The sequence below is a fragment of the Bacillus sp. FSL K6-0138 genome (genome assembly GCF_037982765.1).
Lineage (GTDB): Bacteria > Bacillota > Bacilli > Bacillales > Bacillaceae > Bacillus > Bacillus glycinifermentans.
This window is the reverse complement of the sequence record NZ_CP150286.1, coordinates 3,822,833-3,845,741: the sequence shown is the minus strand read 5'-3', so window position 1 is coordinate 3,845,741 and position 22,909 is coordinate 3,822,833. Positions and strand designations below refer to the sequence as shown.

Here is a 22,909-nt window from a genome sequence, read left to right as displayed (position 1 = left end):
CCTCCTCACGTCAAGGAATAGTCGCTACCTTTGTAACTCATATTTTAGCCGGACGTATTGATTTTTTTCAAGCGCACTGATATACTTTTTAAGTAGTTACTCAGGTAGTCACTATAAAAATATCGTGTATGGAGGGAGAACATCGTATGGATAGCCTTGTGTCATACATAGCGATTGCCGCCATGATGGTCGTCATACCGGGAGCCGATACGATGCTGGTTGTGAAAAACACGCTTCGGTACGGTCCGAATGCGGGCCGCTGCAATGTTCTCGGATTGGCGACAGGACTTTCCTTCTGGACGCTGATTGCCATTCTTGGCTTAGCCGTTGCCATTGCGAAGTCTGTGGTTCTTTTCAGTACGATCAAATATTTGGGGGCCGCCTATTTAATTTATTTAGGCGTAAAAAGTTTCTTTTCCAAAAGCGCCGTTTCGATGGAAGACATTCAAGTGCAAAACGAGAACCTTAAACATTCCTCAAAGCGCCACTATAAAGATTCTTTTTTACAGGGCTTGTTAAGCAATATTCTCAATCCAAAGACCGTTTTGGTCTATATCACGATCATGCCCCAATTTGTCAATTTGAAGGAAAGCGTGAATCAGCAATTGATTGTGCTCGCGTTAATCCTTACTTTCCTGGCCGTGTTTTGGTTTCTGATCCTTGTTTATCTCATTGATTTCGCAAAAAAATGGCTGAGGAACGCAAAGTTTCAGAAGGTCTTTCAAAGAACAGCCGGGTTGGTGCTGGTAGGCTTTGGCATCAAAACCGGGTTAAATTAAAAAAAGGAGTGAGAAACAGAACTCACTCCTCAGGCTGTCGAGAAAATCGACAGCCTTTTTCATTTTTCCCTTAAATTATCCATTTCACCATTTTATAATAAAGAAAAGCCTTCTAAAAGGACGGTGTCTGTTCATGTTCTACACAAGGAATTCTTCCCAGAACGAAGCTGAATTTGTATTGCTTGATCAGCTTGTTGAAGAGGATCACCTGCTTCGTAAAATTGACAAGTACATCGATTTCTCTTTTATCATTGAAAAGGTTAAACCTTACTACAGCGAAAATAAAGGCCGCCCCTCACTTGATCCGTTGATTTTATTCAAAATGATGTTTATCGGATACCTTTACGGTATCCGTTCAGAAAGACAGCTCGAAAAAGAAATTTACTATAATATGGCTTACCGATGGTTTTTAGGGTTAAACATCAACGATCCAGTTCCTCACCATTCAACCATCAGTTGGAATAGACGTACACGCTTTAAAGATACGACCATTTTTCAAGACATTTTCGATGAGATCGTTCTTCAGGCCATTAATCATGATATGGTAGGAGGCCGTGTCCTTTTCACAGATTCAACTCACCTCAAAGCCAATGCCAATAAGCATAAATATACGCGAAAAACGATTGAGCAGGATACACAAAACTATATAAAGGACTTGGATAAAGCCGTCCAAGAAGATCGGGAAGCACGCGGAAAAAAGCCTTTAAAAGCCAAAGAGGAGGTGAAAACTAAAAAGGAAATTCGTCATAGTACAACTGATCCCGAAAGCGGCTATCTTTACCGTGAAAACAAACCTGAAGGTTTTTTCTATTTAGATCACCGAACAACGGATATGAAATTCAATATCATCACCGATGCCTATGTAACGCCCGGTAATGTCCATGATTCTGCGCCTTATCTCGATCGATTAGACCACCAAATCGCACGATTTGGTTTTCAAGTTGAAGCCGTCGCTCTTGATTCTGGCTATCTGACAACTCCAATCTGTAAAGGACTGTCCGACCGTCGAATTTTTGGCGTTATTGCTCATAGACGCTTTCATCCTACAAAAGGTTTGTTTCCGAAGTGGAAGTTTCATTATGACCGTGAAAAAAATCAGTACATTTGTCCGAACGGACAAACACTCTTATACTCAACAACAGATCGAAAAGGCAACAGATTTTATAAGTCCAACCCTGAAAAGTGTGTCTCATGCCCTCTGCTTGAAAACTGTACAAGATCGAAAAACCACCAGAAGGTCGTCTCAAGACACATATGGGAGGACCATAAAGAAAAGGTCAGGCAAAATCGTTTGTCCGACTCCGGAAAAATCCTCTACAAAAAAAGAAAAGAAAAAATAGAGCGGAGCTTTGCAGATTCAAAACAGCTGCATGGGCTTCGCTACTGCCGGTTGAGGGGAAAACAAAATGTGAGCGAACAAGTTCTCCTCACCGCCGCTTGCCAGAATATGAAGAAGATTGCCACACACTTAGCCAAGCTTGGCTAAGTGTGTGGGAGGGCTTTTTCCTTTTATAAAGATTAAAAAATGAACAAGAAATTTTATGAAATAAAAAAGCTTGTAGGAAAAAACATGTTTTTCTCTACAAGCTGAGGAGTGAGAAACAGAACTCACTCCTTTTTTATTTATATTTCTTCAATACGATTGCGGAATTGTGTCCGCCAAACCCAAATGAGTTTGACAGTCCGACATTCAGTGAGGCTTTGCGGGCGCCTTCCCGTACAATGTCCAAGTCGCACTCCGGATCGGGATTGTCCACATTCATCGTCGGCGGGATGATGCCTTTTCTCAAACTTTCCGCCAACGCGATGGCCTCTGCACCGCCGGCTGCGCCGAGCATATGGCCAAGCATCGATTTATTGGCAGTAACCGGGACTTTGCCGGCGTGATCGCCAAACAGTTTTTTGATAGCCAAAACCTCAGAACGGTCGCCAACCTGCGTGCTTGTGGCGTGAGCGCTAATCATATCCACCTCATCAGCTGCTATATTCGCTTTTCTAAGCGCATTATTCATCGCCGCATATGCTCCCTTTCCTTCAGGATGCGATGCCACCATATGATGCGCATCCGAGCTCGCGCCATAGCCAATGACTTCGCATAAAATAGGGGCATTCCTTAATACGGCGCTTTCCAATGATTCCAATACCAATATACCTGCACCTTCGCTCATTACAAAGCCGTCCCGGTCAATATCAAATGGCCGGCTTGCCCGGGCAGGCTCATCGTTTCTCGTTGACAAAGCATGGGCATTTCCGAAGCTGGCCAATGACAATTCCGTAATCGCAGCTTCGCTTCCTCCGGCAAAGATGATATCGGCTTCACCGTTTTTAATCGCAAGAAATGCTTCGCCAATCGAAGTATTCCCGATGGAGCATGCGGTTACAGGTGATAACGACGGGCCCAGCGCTCCCAATCTGATGCTGATTTGAGCCGCTGCTGCATTTGATATCATCATCGGCACCAGGCTTGGGCTTACTCTTCCCGGCCCCCGCTCATTCATTACGTTCACCTGGTCAATCAATGTATGAATGCCGCCGATTCCTGAACCGACATATACGCCTAAACGTTCACGATTGGTCTTATCAAGCTGCAATCGGGATTGTTCCAGCGCTTGTTCAGCGGCTGCCAAGGCAAACTGGGTAAAGCGGTCCAATCGTCTGGCTTCCTTCTTTCCCCATCTTCCTTCTGCGTCAAAGTCGCGGACAATACCCGCTATTTTTGTTTTGAGCTGGGAAGTATCCAGTGTATCGATTGAAGATATTCCGGATTCTCCGCTAACTAAACGGTTCCAAAACGTATTGACATCATTGCCCAGAGGAGAAATAACTCCCATACCGGTAATGACGACTCTTTTCATAGCAATTCCCCCCTTGAATATATTCTCAATTTTAACGGTTTCGTATCCTATTACAAGTTGTAGATTATCATAGTATAATGAGTACCATGATAAGAAAGGAGACGCACATGAAACCTGAAACAAGACTTCAAGCGCTATCGGAGTTTTTGAAAACCCAGCGTTCCAAAATTCATCCGCAAATGGTCGGACTGCCGACAGGCACCCGCAGAAGAACGCCGGGCTTAAGAAGGGAAGAAGTCGCCCAATTGGCAGGCGTCAGCACAACATGGTATACGTGGCTGGAACAAGGCAGGGATATCAAAGTGTCCGCTGCGGTATTGGATGCCGTCTCAGATGCCTTGCAGCTAAACAAGGATGAGCGGAATTATTTATATGCCCTTGCATTTGAAGAAGGGGTGAAACAGGCGTCCCCGATTGCAACCGAAACAGAGATCAGCCCGGCTTTAAGCAAAATCCTGCAGGAGCTTCGCTATTGTCCGACGATCATATCTGACAGAAGGTGCCACATTGTCGGGTGGAACGAGGCAGCAGCCCATGTGTTTATAAACTTTGACCAAATTCCGCCAGAAGAGAGAAATCTTATACGGCTGCTGTTTTCAAGAAAGGAATTCAGGAGTCTCGCGGTAAACTGGGAGCATTTTGTGAGAGGATTTATCGCCATTTTCAGAACGTATTACGGGCAATATGTTGCTGATGACTGGTACTCGCAGTTCATAGAAGAGATGGAACAAGCCTATCCGGAATTTCATAAATTGTGGAATGAAAGCGAGGTAAGCTCGGCGCCCGAAGTATTGATTGAATTCCGCCACGCCAGGGCCGGAAAAATGCTGTTTAACCTGACATCGCTGCAGGTGCAGGGGGATGCCGATTTGCGATGCAGCGTCTATACGCCTGTCGAAAATACGGAAACTGAAGCCAAGCTGAAGCGCCTGGTCGAATCGCAGTGATTTGCATAAGGCCTTTCTTCTATTAAGAAAGGCCTCTTTACAAGAATCACGTTCTCGCCGCAAAAATTTGAAAGGTCACGCCGAACGGATCAATGACCATGCCGTAGGCCGGGCTGAAGTAAGTTTTTTCGAGTTCAATCACGACTTTTCCTTGTTCCCGGAGTTTTTCATAGAGCCGTTTAGCTTCGGAAACCTCGCTCGCCGTCACGCAGATGGAGAGCTGGTTTCCGTTTTGAAAAGGCAGCTCTGGGATAATATCTGCGATCATAATGGTTGTTTCGCCGATTTTTAAAACGGCGTGGGCAACAAAGTCTAATTCATGTTCTTGAAATTTTGCTGCTTCATCCTCAGGTCCTTCCCCTATCGTCTGCTGAAATACAACCTCGGCGCCCAGAGCCTCTCGATAGTATTCGATTGCTTTTTTGGCCTTTCCGTCCATGAGGATGTACGGGGTGAGCTGTAATGACATAAAGAAACATCTCCTTTTCTGTTGATCTAAAGCGATTGTATATTATAATGGTGACAACTTATGTCATGGTTATAATTTTTTTGGAGGTATACATGTCAAAAGCGAAAAGATTGAATGAAATGATGTTGATGGTGAATCGTAAGAAGCGGTTTACGGTTGGTGAGTTGGCACAGGAATTCGGGGTTTCCAAAAGAACCGTACTGAGGGATTTGCAGGAGCTGAGCGAGATGGGTGTTCCCCTTTATTCCGAGACGGGGCCGCATGGCGGCTACCAAGTGTTGAACGAAAGAATTCTCCCTCCCATCGCGTTCAGCGAGGATGAAGCGGTCTCAATCTTTTTTGCTATTCATGCGTTAAGGCATTATATATCTCTGCCGTTTGACGCCCAATACGAATCAATCAAGAAAAAATTTTACTTGAACCTTGCCGGAGACATTAGGGAAACGATTGACAGCATGAAGGACCGCGTTGATTTTTTCTCGGCCCATCAGCAAAAAGATGATATCCCGTTTTTACGATTGCTGCTGGAGGCGGCCGTCCGGCAGGAAGTCGTCGCCATCAGCTATGAGTCGGGCGGCGCAGCCACAGAGAGAAAGATTCAGCCGATCGGCATCTACGCAAATCAAGGAAAATGGTATTGTCCGGCTTACTGTTTTTTGAGAAATGATTATCGAATGTTCAGATGCGACCGCATCAGCTTTGCGGAACGTGACGATAAGACGGAGCCGATTGATCTGGCCGATGTTGATTTGAAAAACCGGTTTTCAGTTCTTGCTCCCCGCCGGGATATGCTCGAGCTCCGCGTCAAGCTGACGGAAAAAGGTACAGAGAGGTACGGCTCCGTCAAATGGCCGCATATTGAGCTGCACCGGAGAGAAGACGGCTCCGGGGTTCTGAAAGGGCATATCTCACGGCGCGACCTCGGTTTCTTCTCCGAGTAATTTATTTCTTACGGCCGGGAAGCCGTCATTGAAAAGCCCGCAGAATTAATCGAAAAGACAAAGGATATGCTGAATGACATGTTAAATCAATACGAAAAAAATACAACTTCGGGCTGAGCTTGCTTTAAGACCCGGGCTCATGTTTGAACGGCGGATTCCTTGCTACACTTGACAGGACTGATTGTTAAAGGAGAGGAATAGATTGAAGACATTAGGTCCGGCAGGGATGAAATGGCTGAAAATCGCTCATATCTTATTAGCAGCCCTGTTTTTCGGCGGCATCATGAGCTCTTTGGCATTGAACTTTGCGGTGAATTTGGCTGCGTATCATGAAACATTTGACTTCTACCGGCATACCGTAATCATTAGCGACTATATCATCAGAATCGGAGCGGTCGGCACTTTGCTCATCGGACTTCTATACGGCCTCTTTACAAAATGGGGATTTTTTAAGCATAGATGGATCGCGGTAAAATGGGTGTTTTTCATCATCCAGACGTTCATCGGAATCTTTATTGTCGATCAATTGATGGAAGCGAATATGGCAATGCTTGAGGCGGGGAAAGCTTCGGCTTTGAACAGTCCCGTATTCATGCACAATCACACTTTAAGACAATATGCAGCGATTGTCCAAATCGCAATAACGGTTTTTATCATTTGCATTTCCGTATTAAAGCCGTGGAAAAAGAAAAAAACGGCGCTGTAAAAGAATGAATCCTAGAAAAAAAGACGCCATCCGCCGATAAAAAGACATTCTCAAAGATTTTGAGAGTGTCTTTTTTGTTTCAAAAGGTTGACGCGAGATTTAAAGTTAAGTATCATTACAAATGTGATATAAATATTACATTTGTGTTACAAAGGTTAAAAATCATGAGATTGAAAGAGGTTTAACTTGAAATATGTCGATACAAAAAGCAATGGCGGTATTAGGTTTTTTAGTCCTAACGGCTTTATTGCTGTTTACGATCAATAAAAGCTCATCGCTTATCAATGCCTCCCCTAATAAAAAAGCGTCTGTCTATACGGAGGTTTACAAGGGGAAAGAATCTTTGTCCTATCCGAAATTCAGCGATTTAAAAGACAAGGATTTGAAAATGATCAATGATGCGATTGGGCGCCACATGGAAGCCTCCTATAAAGAATATGAAATGCTGAAAAAAGAGGCGGATCAAAGCGGCGGGGAAAGCGCGTATGAAACGTCCTATAAAGTCAATTACAACGACGGGGATAGGCTGAGCTTTTTCATCTACGACTATCAATATACCGGCGGGGCGCACGGGGTGTATACCGCCACATCCTATAACTATGATTTAAACGAACACAGGCGGATTACGCTGCTGGACGTGTTAAATAATCAGGCGAAAATCGAAAAAGCGAAAAACTACATTTTCAGTTATATCAACAAGCATTCGGAACAATTTTATTCTGACCTTAAAAAGAGCGATATCCGTTTAGATCAAGATACTGCGTTTTATTTTACGGACAGCGGGATTTCCATTGTATTTCAGCAGTATGATATCGGGCCGTCTTCTTCCGGAAACCAGGAAATTAAGATTCCTTCTTCATTTTTATATTAGGCAGACATCTTTTTTTGGCAGGATAAACGAATCCAACTGTAGCAGGAGAGTGAGCAAGGATGTCTGTCAAACCATCGAACCGATGGATTAATATTGTAATCTTTATGAGTATTTTCATAGTGTTGGCGGGGTGCTCTTCCAATAAGGCGGCAGGCCATGCAGAGGCCAAAAAACAAGAAAAGAGCCGCGGCCAATCCGGCATCGGGGTCGAATCATTGGTCAGCGACAGCGAACAAGAGCGATATGCTGTCCATTATCCGGTTTTTCATGTAAAAGAAATCGATGATCGATTAAAAGAATACGTGAGCGGGGAACTGAACCGTTTTAAAAAAGAAAACGAACAAGCGCGCGCCCGTAAAGAAAGCGGGCCGTTTGAATTGAATATCAAGTATAAGGTTGCCTATTATTCAAAGCAGGCTGCTGCGGTTGTTTTAACCGAATACATAGAAACCGGCGGCATGGGAAAGACGTCGATCAGAACGTTCAATGCCGATTTGAAGCGTAAAAAAATGCTTGACCTGGACGATCTTTTTGTGAAAAACTCCGATTTTCTGTACAGGATCGCAAACATTTCTTATGAACAATTAAAACGCAAAAATCCTAACGCGGACGCCGACCTGTTAAGGGAAGGAACAAGCCCGTCAGAAAAGAATTTCAGCCGCTTCGCCCTTCTTGAAGACGAGATCGAATTTTATTTTGAGAAAGGGCAGACAGGTTTGGAACAGTCCGTGAAAATCGAAAAAGACGAATTAAAGGATATTTTACGAGATCAATATAAAAGCATGACAAAAAATAAGACATCGCAGGAAAAACCGAAGGATAAAGGCGCCGTTCCGATTCCGAAGGAAGACATTCGCGTCAATCCGGATGACAAAGTCATCGCGTTGACGTTTGACGACGGCCCGAACCCTGCTCCGACAAACAAAATCCTTGACGCGTTACAAAAATACGACGGCCATGCGACCTTCTTCGTCTTGGGAAGCAGGGCCCAATATTACCCGGAAACGATCAAAAGGATGCTGAAGGAAGGAAATGAAGTCGGCAACCATTCCTGGGACCATCCATTGCTCACAAGGCTTTCCAAGGAAAGGGCATATAAGGAAATCAATGATACGCAAACCGTCATTGAGAAAATCAGCGGCCATTTTCCGACACACTTAAGGCCTCCATACGGCGGCATAAACGATTCCGTCCGCGGGCTCACGAATTTAAAAATCGCTTTATGGGACGTAGATCCGGAAGACTGGAAATATAAAAACAAAGATTACATCGTCAATCATGTCATGAGCCGTGCAGGGGACGGAAAAGTCATTTTGATGCACGATATTTACGCTACATCCGCCAGCGCAGCCGAGGAGATTATTAAACGGTTAACGAAGCAAGGCTACAAACTGGTTACGGTAACACAGCTTGAAGAGATTCAAAAACAAAGAGGGCATTAAGACTGCGGAGAAAGTGTTCAATCGAATGCTTTCTCCGTATCTTTTTTTTGAGTGGGATTTATAGGAAAAAAGATATTTGTCTAAAAATTCTATCTATTATATGATGATGATTAATGATCAATGAAGAAAGGGGAGAGGGAAATGGTTTTCAAGCGCAAGCTATTATGCTGCGTGCTGCTGTTTTTCATTATGCTGCCTGCATCGAAAACGGATGCGGCAAGTCTGAACGGCACCCTGATGCAGTATTTCGAATGGAATCTGCCTAATGACGGACAACATTGGAAACGCTTGCAAAGCGATGCGGGATATTTATCCGACATCGGAATAACGGCCGTATGGATTCCTCCGGCCTACAAGGGGACTAGCCAATCTGACGTTGGATACGGCCCGTACGATTTGTACGATCTGGGAGAGTTTGATCAAAAAGGGACGGTGCGGACGAAATACGGGACAAAAACGGAGCTCCAGTCAGCGATCGGTTCGCTTCATTCCGAGAGCATCCAAGTGTATGGAGATGTTGTCCTTAACCACAAGGCGGGTGCAGATCAAGCGGAGGACGTAACCGCAGTTGAAGTGAACCAGAACAATCGGAATCAGGAAACATCCGGAGAGCATCAAATCAAAGCGTGGACACGATTCGATTTTCCCGGGCGCGGCAGCACTTACAGCGATTTTAAGTGGCGCTCGCACCATTTCGACGGAGCCGACTGGGATGAGTCCAGAAAGCTGAACCGCATCTATAAGTTTCAAGGGAAAGCCTGGGATTGGGAAGTGTCGAGCGAACACGGGAACTACGATTATTTGATGTATGCAGATGTTGACTATGACCATCCCGATGTTGCGAAGGAAATGAAACGATGGGGAACCTGGTATGCAAACGAGCTGCAGTTGGACGGGTTTCGCCTTGATGCCGTCAAACATATTAAATTTTCGTTTTTGCGCGATTGGGTGGATGCTGTCAGGCTATCAACAGGAAAGGAAATGTTCACGGTGGCCGAGTATTGGCAAAATCACCTTGGCGAACTCGAAAACTACTTGAATAAAACAAACTTTAATCACTCCGTTTTTGATGTGCCGCTCCACTATCATTTTCATGCCGCATCTTCGCAAGGGGGCGGCTATGATATGAGGCATTTGCTGAACGGAACGGTCGTTTCCAAGCATCCTTTGAAAGCGGTTACATTCGTTGACAATCATGATACACAGCCGGGACAATCGCTTGAGTCTACGGTACAAACGTGGTTTAAGCCGCTCGCTTATGCGTTCATTTTGACAAGGGAAGCCGGCTACCCGCAAGTTTTCTATGGGGATGTGTACGGGACAAAAGGCTCGACATCGCGGGAAATTCCCCCGCTCAAAGGTAAAATAGAGCCGATATTAAAAGCGCGCAAACACTATGCATACGGAAAACAGCACGATTATTTCGATCATCACGATATCGTCGGCTGGACGAGGGAAGGCGATCCATCGGTCGGACGATCAGGTTTGGCGGCTTTAATCACGGATGGTCCGGGCGGATCAAAGTGGATGTATGCAGGCCGGCAAAATGCGGGAGAGACGTGGTATGACATCACCGGGAACAGGTCGGATTCCGTTACCATTAATTCCGACGGCTGGGGACAGTTTCATGTGAACGGCGGCTCGGTTTCGATTTATGTTCAGAGGCCATAAGGTCAGGCAGCAGATTTCCTTTAGGAAATCTGCTTTTTTATTTCTTCGCTTTGATTACGTAATATAATACATTTTAACAAATTGTCTTCAGTTCCGGGCAGTTTGAATAAGCGCATGTGAGGCGGGATGAAAAATGGCAACGTTGTCAGATGTAGCAAAAAAAGCAAATGTGTCGAAAATGACGGTATCGCGGGTGATCAATCATCCTGAGACGGTGACGGATGAGCTGAAGAAGCTCGTTCACTCTGCGATGGAAGAGCTGAACTATATTCCTAACTATGCGGCAAGGGCGCTCGTTCAAAACAGAACACAGGTTGTGAAGCTTCTCATCCTTGAGGAAATGGATACGACAGAACCTTATTACATGAACCTGCTGACCGGGATCAGCCGGGAGCTGGACCGCCATCATTATGCATTGCAGCTTGTGACAAGGAAATCTCTCAATATCGGTCAATGCGACGGGATTATTGCGACGGGTTTAAGAAAAGTTGATTTTGAAGGCGTGATCAAAGCTTTTGAAAAGCCGATTGTCGTTTTTGGGCAAAACGAGATGGGCTATGATTTTATCGATGTGAACAACGAAAAAGGCGTTTATATGGCAACCCGCCACGTCATGGGCCTCGGAAACAGGAATGTCGTCTTTTTCGGGATTGATTTGGATGAGCCTTTTGAACGATCAAGGGAAAAAGGATACTTACAGGCAATGAATGAAGGATCAAAAGAAGCAAGGGTGTTCCGAATGGAAAACAGCTCAAAAAAAAGCGAATGTCTGGCGAAAGAGCTGCTGGCATCTCTGGAGGGGCCGGCTGCGTTTGTCTGCGCTTCCGACCGCATTGCACTCGGCGTCATCCGTGCGGCACAGTCGCTGGGGAAGAGAATTCCCGAAGATACGGCAGTCACCGGATATGACGGCGTTTTTCTCGACCGCATTTCATCGCCCCGCTTGACAACGGTCAGACAGCCCGTCGTTGAAATGGGGGAAGCATGTGCAAAAACGCTGCTGAAAAAAATAAATGAAGGCGGAGCCCCTCAAGGAAATCGATTTTTTGAGCCTGAGCTGATCGTGCGGGAATCGACTCTGTAAGAGCATGATTCTGTTACCGTTAACAGGATGAAAAAGATTGTTCCTCTGATTACGGCATGATAATTTCAACGTGTGGCCGGTCAGCATAAATCGGAAATGCAAAGGAGGAAAACGAATGGAATATGCAGCAATACATCATCAGCCTTTCAGCTCTTATGCCTATCCTTATGACGGGAGGACACTGCATATCAAGATCCGCACGAAAAAAGGCGATGCCGATGAAGTCCGGTTGATTTGGGGCGATCCTTACGAGTACGCGGCAGAAGAGGATGCGAAGGCCGGCAGGTGGCTGTCAAAAGAGCAGCAGATGAAAAAAATCGCCGTAACAGAAGCGCATGATTATTGGTTTATTGAAGTGGCGCCGCCGCATAGGCGGCTGCAGTACGCTTTTGCTTTAAGGGGAGCCGGTCAGGAGGATATTTTTTACGGAAGCCCTGGCGTCTGTCCGTATAACGAAAAAACGCTGGCGGCGATTCACCATTATTTTAAATTTCCGTTTGTTCATGAAATTGATGCGTTTCAAGCACCCGAATGGGTCAAATCAACGATTTGGTATCAAATTTTTCCGGAGCGTTTTGCAAACGGCAGAGAAGACCTGTCACCGGAAAATGCTTTGCCCTGGGGAAGCAAGGACCCGGACGTACACGATTTTTTCGGCGGGGATTTGCAGGGGATCATCGACAAGCTCGATTATTTGGAGGACCTGGGGGTTAGCGGCATCTATTTGACCCCGATCTTTTCCGCGCCTTCCAACCATAAATACGATACGTTGGATTACTATTCGATCGATCCGCATTTCGGCGATCCGGAGCTTTTCCGTACGTTGGTCGATGAGCTTCACGGCCGGGGGATGAGAATCATGCTTGATGCCGTTTTCAATCATATCGGCAGCGCTTCGCCGCAGTGGCAGGACGTCGTGAAAAACGGCGAACGATCACGCTATAAAGACTGGTTCCACATTCATTCTTTTCCCGTCGAAGAAGGCCGTTATGATACGTTTGCGTTTACGCCCGACATGCCGAAGCTCAATACCGCCAATCCGGATGTTCAGTCGTATTTGCTTGATATTGCGCTGTACTGGATCCGCGAATTTGACATTGACGGCTGGCGTTTAGACGTGGCAAATGAAGTCGATCACGCTTTTTGGAAGAGATTCAGGCAAGCCGTATCTGCCGAAAAGCCGGACGTGTATATTTTGGGGGAAATCTGGCATTCAGCCGAACCTTGGCTTAGAGGAGACGAATTTCATGCGGTGATGAATTATCCGTTTACAGAGCCGATGATACAGTATTTTGCGGACCGGGCGATTCTTCCATCGGAAATGGCACACCGTATAAACGCGCATTTGATGAACGGGATGCAGCAGGTCAATGAAGCGATGTTTAATTTGCTTGACAGCCACGATACAGGACGGATTTTGACCAGGTGCCGCCATGATGAGAAAAAGGTGCGGTCTTTATTGGCCTTTATGTTTGCCCAGACAGGTTCTCCGTGCATCTATTACGGGACGGAAATCGGGCTTGACGGCGGACATGATCCATTATGCCGGAAGTGCATGGTGTGGGAAGAAGACAAGCAAAACAAAGAAATGCTTGCGTTTATGAAGCGGCTGATCGCATTGCGCAAACGGGAGAATGCGTTATTCACTTACGGGCGCCTCGAGTGGAACGTGCTGGATGATCAGCGGGACTTTATCAGTTTTTCGCGGGTTGACGGCGACAAAAAACTTATTTTTTTCTTTCATCAAGGGAGCGATATCCGCAGCATCAGTTTGCAGGATAATGTCGAAGCGCATCAGAAAATATACGATGCCTGGACAGAAAAGCCGCTTCAACATACAGATGTGATTGACATTCATCCGGGGGAGTTTTTTATTTTGGGCGCAGTGTAATTCTGTTACCGGTAACAATCCGAAAGCTGTTGTAACCGTTTTCTATCGAGGATTACAATGATGACAGATTCTTGATAGAAGGGGGAAAAAAGATGGCACATGTAAAAAAAGGTTTGGCATTATTGTTTGCGTCAGTTCTTGTCTTTACTCTTGCGGCTTGTTCAGGTTCGAAGGATGCGGCGGGGTCTGACGGAAAAAAAGTGCTGACCGTGTCTGTTGAAGAAACGTATAAAGATTACGTCGAAAGCATCAAAGCGGATTTTGAAAAAGAAAACAATGCAACAATCAAAATCGTGGAAAAACCGATGTTCGATCAGTTGGGAGCGCTTCCTCTTGACGGTCCGGCAGGAAATGGGCCTGATGTCATGCTTGCCGCATACGACCGCATCGGCGGCTTGGGCCAACAGGGGCATCTGCTTGACATCGAACCGTCTGATACAAAAAGCTTCGGCGATAAAGAAATGCGGCAGGTGACCATTGACGGCAAAGTGTACGGGATGCCGCTAGTCATCGAAACACTCGTCTTATATTACAACAAAGATCTGCTGAAAGCCCCGCCGAAAACGTTTCAAGACCTTGAGAATTTAGCAAAAGATCCGCGGTTTTCTTTTTCCTCTGAAAAAGGAAAATCAACAGCCTTTTTGGCAAAATGGACCGATTTTTACATGTCATACGGTTTGCTGGCCGGCTACGGCGGCTATGTATTCGGCAAAGACGGCACAGATTCCGGAGACATCGGGCTCAACAGCAAAGGAGCCGTAGAAGCGGTGGAATATGCGGGGAAATGGTTCAGGGAATATTGGCCGAAAGGCATGCAGGACAACTCAAGCGCCGACGATTTTATTCAGCAAACGTTTATGGACGGCAAAGCAGCGGCTGTAATAGGAGGGCCTTGGTCTGCTTCAAATTATAAGGAGGCCGGGTTGAACTACGGGGCAGCCAAAATACCGGCATTGCCCAATGGAAAAGAGTACGCCCCGTTCGCCGGCGGTAAAGGCTGGGTGGCATCTAAATACACAAAAGAACCCGAACTCGCGAAAAAATGGCTTGAATATGCTGCAAACGATCAAAATGCTTACCATTTTTATGAGGAGACAAACGAAGTTCCGGCCAATTTGGCTGCAAGGAAAAAGGCGGACAAGCAAAAGGATGAGCTGACGTCTGCCGTCATTAAACAATATGAGACCGCAACTCCGACCCCGAATATTCCGGAAATGGCCGAAGTATGGACAGGCGCGGAAAGTTTGATTTTTGATGCAGCGTCAGGAAAAAAATCAGCACAGCAATCAGCGGATGATGCTGCGGGTGTCATCAAAGAAAATATTAAGGAAAAGTATACGAAATAAAACGGCGGGTAAGCGTCCGGAAGAAAAAGAGGGCGGGAAAACATGAATAAAGACCATACACTTGCAAAACAGCGCCGAAAAGCGGTGCTTTTATCGATCATTCCAGGGGCCGGGCAGACCGCGAACCGTCAATTTTCAAAAGGGATTCTTTTTTTCGTCATCACAGGATTGTTTGCTTGTGAATTAGGCGTGTTCGGCATTCGCGCGCTTGCCGGCTTGATCACTTTGGGAAGCGCTCCAGGAGAAGACCACTCGCTGTTTCTGCTGATAGAAGGCACGCTGCAACTGATTGTGACGCTGATGTTTTTGATGTTTTGGGCCTTCGCGATTTACGATGCACAGAAGACCGCCGCGATGAAATCGGCGGGCCTGAAGATTAACAGGACGGCCGGGGATATGATCAAAAATGCGTGGGATCAGGGGTTTCCGTATTTATTTACGCTGCCGGCCTACATCATGATGATATTTGTCATTATATTCCCCGTTTTGGTGACGCTGTTTATCGCTTTTACAAACTACGATTTTTATCATATTCCGCCCGGCAGCCTCATTGACTGGGTGGGGTTTAAAAACTTCTTGAATATATTCTTTCTCGGCTCCTACCGGGAGACATTTGCCGATGTACTCACCTGGACGGTCGTATGGACGATCTGTGCGACAACGCTGCAAATCGTTCTGGGCATCGTGACGGCGCTTATCGTCAATCAGGACTTTATTAAAGGCAAACGGGCCTTTCGAATGATTTTCTTGCTGCCGTGGGCGGTTCCGGCTTTTATTACGATTATGAGCTTTGCCAACATCTTCAACGACAGCGCAGGAGCCATGAACACGCAGGTGATACCGTTGTTGAATCATCTGCCATTTGTGGAGCTGTCCGCGATCCCGTGGAAGACCGATCCGTTTTGGACGAAGACGGCCCTCATTATGATTCAGACATGGCTTGGGTTTCCGTACATTTATGTCATGGTAACGGGCGTGCTTCAGGCGATTCCGGGCGAGCTTTACGAAGCGGCAAAAATAGACGGGGCGACTTTTATTCAGCGCTTTCGGCATATTACATTGCCGATGATTTTATTTGCGACAGCGCCCGTGATGATTACCCAGTATACCTTTAACTTCAATAATTTCTCGATCATCTACTTATTCAATGAGGGAGGTCCGGGCAGCGCGGGAGCGGGCGCGGGGTCAACCGATATTTTAATTTCCTGGATCTATAAGCTCACGACAGGCACATCGCCGCAGTACTCGGTCGCGGCTGCCGTCACGCTGTTGATTTCTTTCATTGTCATTGGTGTTTCCCTGATCGCTTTCAAGAAATCGAATGCCTTTGGCAATGAGGAGGTGATGTAGATGAAAGGGATGTTTGAAAACGCGCGGCGTGCAATGACTCTCAATAAAATCTTCACCTATTTATTTTTGATCCTTTTAAGCGTTGTGATTATCTATCCGCTGCTGATCACGGCCTCATCTGCATTTCGCGTCGGAAATGTCGCGGCTTTTCGGCTCGATTTTTCGGGCTCCTGGACTTTAGATCATTTTAGGCGGCTGTTTGAAGAAACGCTTTATCTTCATTGGTACGGCAACACACTTGTCATCGCCCTGTCGGTCATGGTGCTGCAGGTAGCCGTCGTGACGATTGCCGGCTATGCTTACAGCCGCTACCGGTTTGCCGGCAGAAAAAAAAGCCTTGTCTTCTTTTTGATCATTCAAATGGTGCCGACGATGGCGGCGCTGACCGCTTTTTATGTCCTCGCCATGCTGATAGGTGCCCTTGATCAATACTGGTTTTTAACAGCGATCTATATCGGCGGCGGGATTCCGATGAACACGTGGCTGATGAAAGGCTATTTTGATACCGTACCGAGAGAAATCGATGAAGCGGCACGGATTGACGGAGCAGGGCATCTCAGAATTTTCGCCTCGGTTGTCCTGCCGCTGGTCAAACCGATGCTTGCAGTGCAGGCGCTCTGGGCGTTTATGGGCCCGTTCGGGGACTATTTGCTGGCAAAGTTTCTGCTTCGTTCGCCGGAAAGAATGACCATCGCCGTCGGCTTGCAGTCGTTCATATCGAACCCGCAGCAGCAAAAAGTCGCCCTGTTTGCAGCCGGAGCGATCCTTGCAGCACTGCCGATCTGCGTCTTGTTCTTTTTTCTGCAAAAAAACTTTGTGTCCGGTTTGACAACCGGCGGAACGAAAGGATAGATCCATGGAGAAACATGACCGCTTCATCATCCGCTTCCTTAAAGCAGCTGCATCTCCATCCGGCGCCTGCCGCTGCAGAAGGACATTCAACTGGCTGCATATCTTGTTTCTCTTTAGTTTTTTGACGGCTTGCCTGATGGCGCCGTTCGCCATTTCGTTTGCGAAGCTCGAGCGCTTCAATGTCAGGTCTTTTTTGCCGTCAGTGATCCAAGATGTCAATGACCGCTTTGCCGAGCGGTTAAAGGGCTATCAATTGAAAAGCGGAAAGCTGACAGGAGGGGAAACCGGCTTTTATGAGGTGGAGGGACGGACATTGCTGGCGGTCGATCTGAAGCATCGGTTTAAGACAAGCGGTGAAAACGGGCATCTTCACATTAAAGGCTATGATAACGCGATCATCTTCCAGCCTGATCGCCTGATCATCAGCGATCAAAACGGCACCGGGTTTTCCGTCCGTTATGGCAAAAGGGATGTGAAAGATATGAATCTGTACGATTTGGAGAATATGATCGGCGAATTGTGGCTTGCCCAGTATAAGCCGATGATCATGCTGCTGGCATTTTCGGCGATTTTGATAAGCCGGTTGTTATTAACGGGTATTCTTGCCGGGGGTTTATGGATCACAAAACGATCAAAAATGACCGGTATTGCGTCATTCAAAGAAGCAGCCGCTCTAGCTGTGAGCTGTTCAGCCATTCCGGTATTTGCCGCAGCTTTAGCCGGCCTGATTCATTTTGACTTTATCACCGTGCTGTTGATCGATACGTGCGGCGTCATCTTGATGATCTCGCTTGCATGCGGACGCTTGTGGAAAACCCGAAATCTACACTCAGGAGGAAACCATGGCAATTCAGCGGCTATTTGAGATTGACGAATGGAAAATCAAGACAAACACATTTCAAAAGGAACATAAACGGCTCCAGGAAAGCTTGACATCTATCGCCAACGGCTATATGGGAATCAGGGGGAACTTTGAAGAAAGTTATTCAGGAGACAGCCATCAAGGCACATATATTGCAGGGGTGTGGTTTCCTGACAAAACGCGCGTCGGATGGTGGAAAAACGGCTATCCGGAATATTTCGGGAAAGTGATCAATGCGATGAATTTTATCGGCATAGACGTATATATAGACGGGGAAAAAATCGATCTCTATCAACACCCGGTCGAATCGTTTGCATTAGAACTCGATATGAAGGAAGGGATACTGCGGAGAAGCGCGGTCGTCAGCATCCGGGATAAAACTGTCAAAATCGGGTCTGAGCGGTTCTTGAGCCTTGCCGTAAAAGAGCTTTGTGCGATTCATTATGAAGCAGAGTGCCTGACCGATGAAGCTGTTATCACGCTTGTGCCTTACCTTGACGGAAACGTCGCAAATGAAGATGCCAACTACCAGGAACGGTTTTGGCAGGAAGCAGCGAAAGGGGCAGATTCCCACCGCGGCCATTTGGTAACAAAAACGATCGACAATCCGTTTGGCACGCCGCGTTTTACCGTTTCCGCCGCGATGGCAAACGTGACAAAAGGCTTTGTCAGCGAAAGCTGTAAAACGGCCGGCATGTATGCGGAGAATCGCTATAGGTATGAAACGAAGCCGGGAACGAAAGCTTCTTTAACAAAATTCGTAGCCGTGACGACTTCCCGCGATTTTCCGGAAGCAGAGCTTTTGTCAAAAGGCAGGGAGCTCTTGGCGGATATTGTTGACGGGGGCTATGAAGAAGCAAGGCGGAGGCATATCGATCAATGGAAGGAAAGGTGGGAAAAAGCGGATATCGAAATTAAAGGAGATGATGAACTCCAGCAAGGAATCCGCTACAACATCTTTCAATTATTCTCGACATACTACGGGGATGATTCGCGGCTGAATATCGGGCCAAAAGGATTTACCGGCGAAAAATACGGAGGAGCCGCGTATTGGGATACCGAGGCATATGCCGTCCCGATGTATTTGGCCACAGCCGATCCGGAGGTGACAAAAAACCTGCTGCTGTACCGCTATCACCATTTGGAGGCTGCCAAGCGAAACGCCGCCAAATTGGGGATGAAAGGGGCTCTTTACCCGATGGTGACCTTCATCGGCGACGAATGCCACAACGAATGGGAGATCACCTTTGAAGAAATTCACCGCAACGGCGCGATTTGCTACGCAATCTACAATTATATCAATTATACGGGCGACAAGGACTATATGAAAGAATACGGGATAAACGTTCTCGTGGAAGTAAGCAGATTTTGGGCCGACCGCGTCCATTTTTCGAAACGAAAAAATAAATATATGATTCACGGCGTCACAGGGCCGAACGAATACGAAAACAATGTCAACAACAACTGGTATACCAATTTGATTGCAGCCTGGACGCTTGAGTATACGCTTGAAAATCTGGCCGGCCTTCCGGCGGAAAAACATAGACAGCTAAAGGTGCGGGAAGATGAAATCGAGACATGGAAGGATATTATCGAGCGGATGTACTATCCGTACAGCGAAGAATTAAACATTTTCGTCCAGCATGATACGTTTTTGGATAAAGAGCTGCAGACGGCGGATGATTTGAATCCGGATGAACGGCCGCTTTATCAGCATTGGTCATGGGACAAAATTCTCCGCTCCAGTTTTATTAAGCAGGCCGATGTTCTTCAGGGAATGTACCTTTTGAATCACCGCTTTACATTGGAAGAAAAACGGCGCAACTTTGAGTTTTACGAACCGATGACCGTCCATGAGTCAAGCCTTTCCCCTTCTGTTCACGCAGTGCTCGCAGCCGAACTGCAAATGGAGAAAAAAGCGCTTGAACTCTATAAACGGACAGCCCGCCTTGATCTTGACAATTACAATCATGACACAGAAGAAGGGCTTCACATCACATCGATGACGGGAAGCTGGCTCGTCATCGTCCAAGGGTTTGCCGGCATGCGCGTAGCGAATGAGACGCTCTCATTTGCCCCGTTTTTGCCGGAAGAATGGAACGGGTACTCGTTTAAAATCAATTACCGCAACCGGCTGATCCGGGTTGCAGTAGCGGAAGAACGCGTCGTTTTTGACCTGTTAAAAGGGGACCCTCTGCAGATGACGGTTTATCAGAAGCCGATTCTTTTGAACGGACGATATGAAGGGAGGACGCCTGATGAGAGAATGGTGGAAGGAAGCTGTCATTTACCAAATTTACCCGCGCAGTTTCTATGACTCAAACGGAGACGGATTCGGAGATTTGCAGGGAATCATTCAAAAGCTGGATTATATCAAAACCCTGGGGGCGGATGTGATCTGGCTGAGCCCGGTGTTTGATTCTCCGCAGGATGACAACGGCTATGACATTCGCGACTACCGGCGCATATACGAAAAGTTCGGGACGAACGAAGACATGTTTCAGCTCATCGATGAAGTGCATAAGCGCGGCATGAAAATCATCATGGACCTCGTCGTCAATCATACGTCTGATGAGCATGCCTGGTTTGCCGAAAGCCGCAAGTCCAAGGACAATCCGTACCGCGATTATTATTTTTGGAGAGATCCCAAACCGGACGGCTCAGAGCCCAACAATTGGGGATCGATCTTCTCAGGATCGGCGTGGACGTTCGATGAGCAGACGGGCCAGTATTATTTGCACTACTTTTCGAAAAAACAGCCTGATCTAAATTGGGAAAACGAAGACGTCCGCCGGGAAGTGTATGATCTCATGAGGTTTTGGATGGATAAAGGCGTCGACGGCTGGCGGATGGATGTGATCGGCTCGATATCCAAATACACCGATTTTCCCAGCTATGAAACAAATGACAGCAGCAGGTACATCGTCGGCCGCTATCATTCAAACGGCCCCCGCCTTCATGAGTTTATTCAGGAGATGAATCGTGAAGTGCTGTCCCGTTACGACTGTATGACCGTCGGTGAAGCAAACGGCTCTGATATTGAAGATGCGAAAAAGTATACGGACGCTGACAGGCAGGAGCTGAATATGATCTTTACCTTTGAGCATATGGATATTGATACAGAGAGTCATTCGCCTAATGGAAAATGGCAGATCAAGCCGTTTGATCCCATTGCATTAAAAAAGACGCTGACCCGCTGGCAGACCGCGTTAATGGATGTCGGCTGGAACACCCTGTATTTTGAAAATCATGATCAGCCCAGAGTGATTTCCCGCTGGGGCAATGATGGCATCTTGCGAAAACAGTGCGCCAAAGCTTTTGCCACGGTCCTTCACGGCATGAAAGGTACGCCGTTTATCTACCAGGGAGAAGAGATCGGCATGGTCAACGGCGATTTTTCGCTTGATATGTATGATGATCTCGAAATAAAAAACGCGTATCAGGAACTGGTCGTTGAAAATCAAACGATGTCAGAAGAAGGGTTTTTAAAAGCCGCGGCGAAAAAAGGAAGGGATCATGCAAGAACGCCGATGCAATGGGATGACAAAAGGCATGCGGGATTCACGGACGGCGAGCCGTGGCTGACCGTCAACCCCCGCTATAAAGAGATCAATGTGAAAGAGTCGTTGGCTGACCAAGATTCGATTTTCTATTATTATCAAAAGCTCATTCGGCTGCGGAAACAGCACAAGGTGATCGTATATGGGGATTATCGGCTGATCCTTGAGGATGATCCGCAAATATTTTCCTATATTCGCGAATATGAAGGGGAAAAGCTGTTGGTCGCCGTCAATTTGTCGGAAGAAAAGGCAATGTTTGAAGCGCCGAAGGAACTCCTTGATGAGCCGTGGAAAATGATTTTATCAAATTATTCGCGGGACTTGGCCGGCATGCACGATATGTGCCTGCAGCCCTATGAGGCTTTTATGTACATTACATCGAAGGAAACGCGATCATGAAAGCCGTCATATTCGATTTGGACGGCGTGATCACGGATACGGCGGAATATCATTTTCTCGCCTGGAAGCGTTTAGCGGAACAACTGCATATTCCATTTGACCGCAGTTTTAACGAAAGTTTGAAAGGGATCGGCAGACAGCAATCGCTTGACAACATCCTCACACGCGGCGGTGCAGCGTCTACGTTTTCGACAGCGGAAAAGCAGGCTCTCATGCGCCAAAAAAATCAATATTACCAAAAGCTGATCGAAAATCTTGCGCCGGGGGACCTATTGCCGGGAATCGAGAAGCTTCTTAGCGAGCTGAAAGGTGAACATATCCAAATCGCTTTAGCTTCTTCCAGCCGTAATGCCCCTGCCATTTTAAAACGCTTGGGGATCTCCGGCGATTTTCAAGCCGTCGTGGACCCGGATACGATCGAAAAGGGAAAACCCGCTCCCGACATCTTTTTAACAGCCGCTGGGCTTCTCGGCGTCTCCCCGGCAGAATGTGCGGCGATAGAAGATGCTGAAGCGGGGATCGCCGCGATCAAATCAGCGGGAATGTTCGCGGTCGGGGTCGGTGATGAACGATCCATGCACGCTGCTGATCTGATCGTCAGCCGGACGTCGCAATTATCGTTTCATTTGCTGTATAGCGGGTGGAAACGCCAGCAACAGAAAGGAGCTAATCGCGCGTGAATCTGAAAAGATTCAGCTCTCCGGAAGAGTTTTTAAAAACGGTTGAACATAAGCTGTTAGAGAATGAAGCGGTCAACAATTTGCCGATCGGCATCCTTTACGGTTTGAAACGGCGGCCGGATGTTGACGCCGTTTTGCTGACGGCGGAAAACGGTGAATTTGATGAATAAGCAAAAAGCTGATGTTCATCAGCTTTTTGCTATT

Annotated in this window: 19 protein-coding genes and 1 pseudogene; 18 read left to right on the top strand and 2 right to left on the bottom strand. The window is 46.8% G+C overall.

Annotation, left to right across the window (positions count from 1 at the left end):
• Positions 1–146 precede the first annotated feature (146 nt).
• Together MHB78_RS20235 and MHB78_RS20230 are read left to right on the top strand one after the other, a co-directional pair.
• Positions 147–779 (top strand): homoserine/threonine efflux transporter, encoded by a 633-nt coding sequence (locus MHB78_RS20235; protein ID WP_046132005.1) that lies wholly within the window; start codon positions 147–149, stop codon positions 777–779.
• A gap of 133 nt (positions 780–912) precedes the next feature.
• Positions 913–2,265 (top strand): IS1182 family transposase, encoded by a 1,353-nt coding sequence (locus tag MHB78_RS20230; protein WP_046131917.1) that lies wholly within the window; start codon positions 913–915, stop codon positions 2,263–2,265.
• A 133-nt stretch (positions 2,266–2,398) separates the two neighbouring features.
• Here MHB78_RS20230 and fabF read toward each other — a convergent pair whose 3' ends face one another.
• On the bottom strand, positions 2,399–3,634 hold the full coding sequence (gene fabF / locus MHB78_RS20225; RefSeq protein WP_046130484.1) for a beta-ketoacyl-ACP synthase II: 1,236 nt from the start codon (positions 3,632–3,634) through the stop codon (positions 2,399–2,401).
• A gap of 107 nt (positions 3,635–3,741) precedes the next feature.
• Here fabF and MHB78_RS20220 point away from each other — a divergent pair, with 107 nt between their 5' ends.
• Positions 3,742–4,581: a helix-turn-helix transcriptional regulator gene (locus MHB78_RS20220; RefSeq protein ID WP_046130483.1), complete on the top strand. Its 840-nt coding sequence runs from the start codon at positions 3,742–3,744 to the stop codon at positions 4,579–4,581.
• A gap of 46 nt (positions 4,582–4,627) precedes the next feature.
• On the opposite strand, the gene MHB78_RS20215 is transcribed toward MHB78_RS20220, so the two are convergent.
• Positions 4,628–5,050, bottom strand: coding sequence for a VOC family protein (locus MHB78_RS20215; RefSeq protein WP_046130482.1), 423 nt, complete (start codon positions 5,048–5,050; stop codon positions 4,628–4,630).
• A 92-nt stretch (positions 5,051–5,142) separates the two neighbouring features.
• Between MHB78_RS20215 and MHB78_RS20210 the strand changes: the two are divergent.
• The 15 genes and pseudogenes from MHB78_RS20210 to MHB78_RS20140 all read left to right on the top strand — a co-directional run bounded on the left by MHB78_RS20210 (position 5,143) and on the right by MHB78_RS20140 (position 22,875).
• Positions 5,143–6,108: pseudogene (locus tag MHB78_RS20210) on the top strand (YafY family protein).
• A gap of 85 nt (positions 6,109–6,193) precedes the next feature.
• On the top strand, positions 6,194–6,697 hold the full coding sequence (locus MHB78_RS20205; RefSeq protein WP_046130481.1) for a DUF2269 family protein: 504 nt from the start codon (positions 6,194–6,196) through the stop codon (positions 6,695–6,697).
• A 193-nt stretch (positions 6,698–6,890) separates the two neighbouring features.
• A complete protein-coding gene (locus MHB78_RS20200) occupies positions 6,891–7,568 on the top strand; it encodes a DUF3298 and DUF4163 domain-containing protein (protein ID WP_046130480.1) in 678 nt (225 codons plus the stop codon).
• 59 nt (positions 7,569–7,627) lie between these two features.
• Complete coding sequence (locus tag MHB78_RS20195; RefSeq protein ID WP_046130479.1) at positions 7,628–9,010, top strand: polysaccharide deacetylase family protein; 1,383 nt, start codon at positions 7,628–7,630, stop codon at positions 9,008–9,010.
• Between the two features lie 141 nt (positions 9,011–9,151).
• Positions 9,152–10,681, top strand: coding sequence for an alpha-amylase (gene amyS, locus MHB78_RS20190; RefSeq protein WP_099047018.1), 1,530 nt, complete (start codon positions 9,152–9,154; stop codon positions 10,679–10,681).
• A gap of 133 nt (positions 10,682–10,814) precedes the next feature.
• A complete protein-coding gene (locus MHB78_RS20185) occupies positions 10,815–11,765 on the top strand; it encodes a LacI family DNA-binding transcriptional regulator (RefSeq protein WP_046130477.1) in 951 nt (316 codons plus the stop codon).
• A 115-nt stretch (positions 11,766–11,880) separates the two neighbouring features.
• A complete protein-coding gene (locus MHB78_RS20180; protein ID WP_046130476.1) occupies positions 11,881–13,656 on the top strand; it encodes a glycoside hydrolase family 13 protein in 1,776 nt (591 codons plus the stop codon).
• A 92-nt stretch (positions 13,657–13,748) separates the two neighbouring features.
• Positions 13,749–15,002, top strand: coding sequence for an extracellular solute-binding protein (locus MHB78_RS20175; protein WP_046130475.1), 1,254 nt, complete (start codon positions 13,749–13,751; stop codon positions 15,000–15,002).
• 42 nt (positions 15,003–15,044) lie between these two features.
• Positions 15,045–16,352, top strand: coding sequence for a sugar ABC transporter permease (locus tag MHB78_RS20170; RefSeq protein WP_046130474.1), 1,308 nt, complete (start codon positions 15,045–15,047; stop codon positions 16,350–16,352).
• On the top strand, positions 16,353–17,204 hold the full coding sequence (locus MHB78_RS20165) for a sugar ABC transporter permease (RefSeq protein ID WP_046130473.1): 852 nt from the start codon (positions 16,353–16,355) through the stop codon (positions 17,202–17,204).
• A gap of 4 nt (positions 17,205–17,208) precedes the next feature.
• Positions 17,209–18,069, top strand: coding sequence for a DUF1189 family protein (locus tag MHB78_RS20160; protein ID WP_046130472.1), 861 nt, complete (start codon positions 17,209–17,211; stop codon positions 18,067–18,069).
• Positions 18,047–20,383: a glycoside hydrolase family 65 protein gene (locus MHB78_RS20155; RefSeq protein ID WP_046130471.1), complete on the top strand. Its 2,337-nt coding sequence runs from the start codon at positions 18,047–18,049 to the stop codon at positions 20,381–20,383. Before MHB78_RS20160 ends, MHB78_RS20155 begins: the two co-directional genes overlap by 23 nt.
• On the top strand, positions 20,325–22,025 hold the full coding sequence (locus tag MHB78_RS20150; RefSeq protein ID WP_046130470.1) for an alpha-glucosidase: 1,701 nt from the start codon (positions 20,325–20,327) through the stop codon (positions 22,023–22,025). Before MHB78_RS20155 ends, MHB78_RS20150 begins: the two co-directional genes overlap by 59 nt.
• On the top strand, positions 22,022–22,705 hold the full coding sequence (gene pgmB / locus MHB78_RS20145) for a beta-phosphoglucomutase (RefSeq protein WP_046130469.1): 684 nt from the start codon (positions 22,022–22,024) through the stop codon (positions 22,703–22,705). The genes MHB78_RS20150 and pgmB overlap by 4 nt, the downstream gene beginning before the upstream one ends.
• Positions 22,702–22,875, top strand: coding sequence for a hypothetical protein (locus tag MHB78_RS20140; RefSeq protein ID WP_157759322.1), 174 nt, complete (start codon positions 22,702–22,704; stop codon positions 22,873–22,875). The genes pgmB and MHB78_RS20140 overlap by 4 nt, the downstream gene beginning before the upstream one ends.
• Positions 22,876–22,909 lie beyond the last annotated feature (34 nt).

Bases quoted from the DNA above. Each gene is read 5' to 3' on its own strand.
- MHB78_RS20215 (WP_046130482.1), bottom strand. From the start codon at position 5,050: ATGTCATTACAGCTCACCCCGTACATCCTCATGGACGGAAAGGCCAAA.
- pgmB (WP_046130469.1), top strand. From the start codon at position 22,022: ATGAAAGCCGTCATATTCGATTTGGACGGCGTGATCACGGATACGGCG.
- MHB78_RS20185 (WP_046130477.1), top strand. From the start codon at position 10,815: ATGGCAACGTTGTCAGATGTAGCAAAAAAAGCAAATGTGTCGAAAATG.
- MHB78_RS20200 (WP_046130480.1), top strand. From the start codon at position 6,891: ATGTCGATACAAAAAGCAATGGCGGTATTAGGTTTTTTAGTCCTAACG.
- MHB78_RS20170 (WP_046130474.1), top strand. From the start codon at position 15,045: ATGAATAAAGACCATACACTTGCAAAACAGCGCCGAAAAGCGGTGCTT.
- MHB78_RS20150 (WP_046130470.1), top strand. From the start codon at position 20,325: ATGAGAGAATGGTGGAAGGAAGCTGTCATTTACCAAATTTACCCGCGC.
- MHB78_RS20230 (WP_046131917.1), top strand. From the start codon at position 913: ATGTTCTACACAAGGAATTCTTCCCAGAACGAAGCTGAATTTGTATTG.
- MHB78_RS20155 (WP_046130471.1), top strand. From the start codon at position 18,047: ATGGCAATTCAGCGGCTATTTGAGATTGACGAATGGAAAATCAAGACA.
- MHB78_RS20175 (WP_046130475.1), top strand. From the start codon at position 13,749: ATGGCACATGTAAAAAAAGGTTTGGCATTATTGTTTGCGTCAGTTCTT.
- fabF (WP_046130484.1), bottom strand. From the start codon at position 3,634: ATGAAAAGAGTCGTCATTACCGGTATGGGAGTTATTTCTCCTCTGGGC.
- MHB78_RS20180 (WP_046130476.1), top strand. From the start codon at position 11,881: ATGGAATATGCAGCAATACATCATCAGCCTTTCAGCTCTTATGCCTAT.
- MHB78_RS20235 (WP_046132005.1), top strand. From the start codon at position 147: ATGGATAGCCTTGTGTCATACATAGCGATTGCCGCCATGATGGTCGTC.
- MHB78_RS20195 (WP_046130479.1), top strand. From the start codon at position 7,628: ATGTCTGTCAAACCATCGAACCGATGGATTAATATTGTAATCTTTATG.
- MHB78_RS20165 (WP_046130473.1), top strand. From the start codon at position 16,353: ATGAAAGGGATGTTTGAAAACGCGCGGCGTGCAATGACTCTCAATAAA.
- MHB78_RS20220 (WP_046130483.1), top strand. From the start codon at position 3,742: ATGAAACCTGAAACAAGACTTCAAGCGCTATCGGAGTTTTTGAAAACC.
- amyS (WP_099047018.1), top strand. From the start codon at position 9,152: ATGGTTTTCAAGCGCAAGCTATTATGCTGCGTGCTGCTGTTTTTCATT.
- MHB78_RS20160 (WP_046130472.1), top strand. From the start codon at position 17,209: ATGGAGAAACATGACCGCTTCATCATCCGCTTCCTTAAAGCAGCTGCA.